General features: G+C 67.9%; 3 protein-coding genes and 1 pseudogene. 1 reads left to right on the top strand and 3 read right to left on the bottom strand.

Annotated features, from left to right (window positions below; translation table 11 throughout):
- Nucleotides 1-726: GNAT family N-acetyltransferase (locus VFG33_RS06675; protein WP_325023508.1), on the top strand; the 726-nt coding region annotated here is incomplete at its 5' end.
- A 1-nt stretch (nucleotide 727) separates the two neighbouring features.
- Here VFG33_RS06675 and VFG33_RS06670 read toward each other — a convergent pair.
- From VFG33_RS06670 to VFG33_RS06660, 3 genes and pseudogenes are all read right to left on the bottom strand, one after another.
- Nucleotides 728-1,951: a winged helix-turn-helix domain-containing protein gene (locus VFG33_RS06670; RefSeq protein ID WP_325023506.1), complete on the bottom strand. Its 1,224-nt coding sequence runs from the start codon at nucleotides 1,949-1,951 to the stop codon at nucleotides 728-730.
- Between the two features lie 26 nt (nucleotides 1,952-1,977).
- On the bottom strand, nucleotides 1,978-2,355 hold the full coding sequence (locus tag VFG33_RS06665) for an alpha/beta hydrolase family protein (protein WP_325023503.1): 378 nt from the start codon (nucleotides 2,353-2,355) through the stop codon (nucleotides 1,978-1,980).
- Nucleotides 2,346-2,751: pseudogene (locus tag VFG33_RS06660) on the bottom strand (hypothetical protein); the annotation flags it as partial. The gene VFG33_RS06665 and the pseudogene VFG33_RS06660, both read right to left, overlap by 10 nt.

Genomic DNA, 2,751 nt, shown 5'->3' with positions numbered 1-2,751 from the left:
GTGGTGGTCGGCAAGGGGAGCGCCCGGAGCGTGCCCGTGCATCGGGACTGTGCGTTCGTGGAGATCGAGGTCGACGAGCCGGTACGGCGTCACGGGGTCGGCCGGGCGATCTTCGGGGAACTGAGGCGGCTGGTTCCCGAGCCTTTGGTGGCTCGGGCGATGGCGTCGAGGCCCGAGCGACTGGGGTTCGCGGAGGCACTCGGGTTCGAAGTACTGATGAGGTGTCCGCAACCCCAGGTGGACCCGAAGGCCGCCGAGACACGGGACTGGGTGGCCAGGCGCCTGGATCCACGGGTGGTCGCGGCGTCGAAAGTTGCCCTCGACGACTTCCTTGACGCGTGGACGTCGTACTTCGTTTGGGTGCACGCATCCTGGTTGCCTGCCTACGACTGGCCGACCACCCGCCATGCCCTGATCGAGACCCAGCTCCCGGATCTGAACCTGGACCGGAGCCTGGTCAGCCTCGATGCCGAGGGCAACATCACCGGGATCGGTCTGGTCTACCCCGACGTCTGGGACAACCGGACCTTCGCCATCATCGAGACCGTTGCCCCCGACACCCCGGACGGCACTCGGATCAACGAGGCCCTCGTCGCCGCAGTACTGGACGCCGCTCCCACCCTCGTCGAATTCGAAGGCCACGAATCCGACCCCCACGTCGATGTCCTCCACTCCCTCCCGACCCCCACCGCAGACCCCCTTACCATCCTCATCCACCACCTATGATCTAGACGGCTTTGCGGAGGGCCGGAGCGAGGTCGCCGCGGTCGGTGACGTCGATGGTGCCGAGTTCCAGCCAGCGGGCCAGGTCTTTCAGCTCGGTGGCGAGTTCAGCCGGGATCGTTCGACTCGGGCGTTCGGAGTAGGCGCCGAGGACCAGCAGGGTGTTGCGTTCCCGGTCCGCCTTGAGATCCACGCGGCCTACCAGGGATTCGCCGAGCAGGAACGGCAGGACGTAGTACCCGTACTGCCGTTTCTCCGGCTTCACGTAGAGCTCGAAGCTGTGGGTGAATCCGAACAGCCGCTCGTTGCGACTCCTTTCCCATAAGAGGGAATCGAACGGCGACAGCAGCGCACGAGCATCGACGGCAGAACTCTTCGCGCCTGGGACCAGGAAACAGGAGTCGGTCCAACCCTCCACGCGGGCCGGCAGCAGGTTGCCGCCGTCGACGAGCTCCCGCAGGCGTGCTCGGGTCGCGGCCGCGGGCATCCGGAAGTAGTCGGCCAGATCCTTCGCGGTCGCAACCCCGAGCGCACCTGCGGCACGGAGTACGAGAGAGCGTTGGGCGTCGGCCGGCTCGGGAGTCGGCAACGACAGGATGTCTGGCGGGATCACGCGCTCGGTGAGGTCGTACAGCCGCTCGAAGCCCCGCCGGCCCGCCACCGCGAGCACGCCGGCGTTGAACAGCCCTTCCAGGGTTGACTTTCCGTCGGACCAGCGCTCCCACAGCACCGACGAGGCGGCGTACTTCGTCTGCGTCTTGTCCCGCCGCGCCGGATCGGTCAGCTCACCGAATGTCAGCGGTCCGTGCTCGGTCACCTCGCGCTCGACTGCGGCCAGATAACCCGGGCGCTCTTCCTCCATCCGCACCTTGTAGGCCTGCCAGTGCTTGTTTTCCCCGTACTCCGCCATCCGCCACCGCATCGCCGGATGCAACTCGATCGGCAGAATCGACGCGGCATGTCCCCAGTACTCGAAGGCCGTCCGGCGCCGGTAGACGTGGTCGTCCAGCAATCCAACGGGATAAGGGCCGAGCCGGGAGTAGAGCGCAACTTGATGCGCCCTCGCCAGCACGTTGACAGCATCGATCTGCACCGCCCCGAGGTTCTTCAGGATCTGCCGAACATCCCGCGGCTTCGAGCCGGCTCCAGGCCGCGCGAGGCCAAACCCCTGCGCATTCAGCGCTACCCGTCGCGCCTCGTCTCTCGAGACCTCCACCGGCCCACCCATGTCTGTCAGTGTGGACGCAAGCCGGGTCAGCGGTTGGATGGGCCGGCGTAGCGGGTGACGAAGGCGTTGACGACGTCGCGGACTGCGTAGGGGTTGGCTGGGTCCGCGGTGCTGTGCTCGAACATGATCTCGCCGTACCGGTCGCCCGGCACGATCATCAACTGCTTGCTCTGGGATGCGGCCAGGCGGTAGAGGTTCTGCGTCTCGCCGTCGTAGGTGTGGTCGTCGGCAGAGGCGATCAGCAGCAGGGGCAGGGTGGGGAGCCGTTTGACGGCGGTCCGCGCGTCCAGGCCGAAGTGGCTGTCGGCGGACGAGATGCCGACGACGCCGTCGAACGCCGGCTTGGCGAAGGTCGCGCCCGCCAGGGTCGAGACGGCACCGCCTCCGACGCCGATCACGACCACCCGGCGAGCACCGTGACTGCGCAGCGCCGCGGCCGCGGCGCGCCGTGCTGCGCCCGGAACGTCAGGATGCCGAGGCGCTCGGCTCTGGTCAGGCAGGCCGCCCCGATGCTGGCGGAGGGCGACGGCAACACAGTCTGGATCGGTTTGCCGGTCGGCGTGATCGACCCGACGACTGGTACGGCCGGAGGGGTGGTTGTCGGCTGAGGTGCTGTGGAGCTCGACGGCTCGGGCGGTGTGCTGGGCGACGGCTCTGGGGCAGACCGGTCGGTCGAACAGTTGGCCGTCAACAGCAGGGCCGCCAGAGTGCCTACCGCTGCGGAGAGCCGGACCATGATCCGTAGCGTGGCGACCCTGGACGGTGCCGTCAACCACTCGTTGGGACGGCCACCGGCGTGG

Source organism: Kribbella sp. (genome assembly GCF_035687465.1).
Taxonomy (GTDB): Bacteria; Actinomycetota; Actinomycetes; order Propionibacteriales; family Kribbellaceae; genus Kribbella.
Note: the sequence above shows the minus strand (reverse complement) of the source record. Positions and strands in the feature narration are given on the sequence as shown.

What these genes read in the sequence shown, in the direction of transcription:
- VFG33_RS06670 (WP_325023506.1), bottom strand. Translation starts at nt 1,951, where the DNA reads ATGGGTGGGCCGGTGGAGGTCTCGAGAGACGAGGCGCGACGGGTAGCG.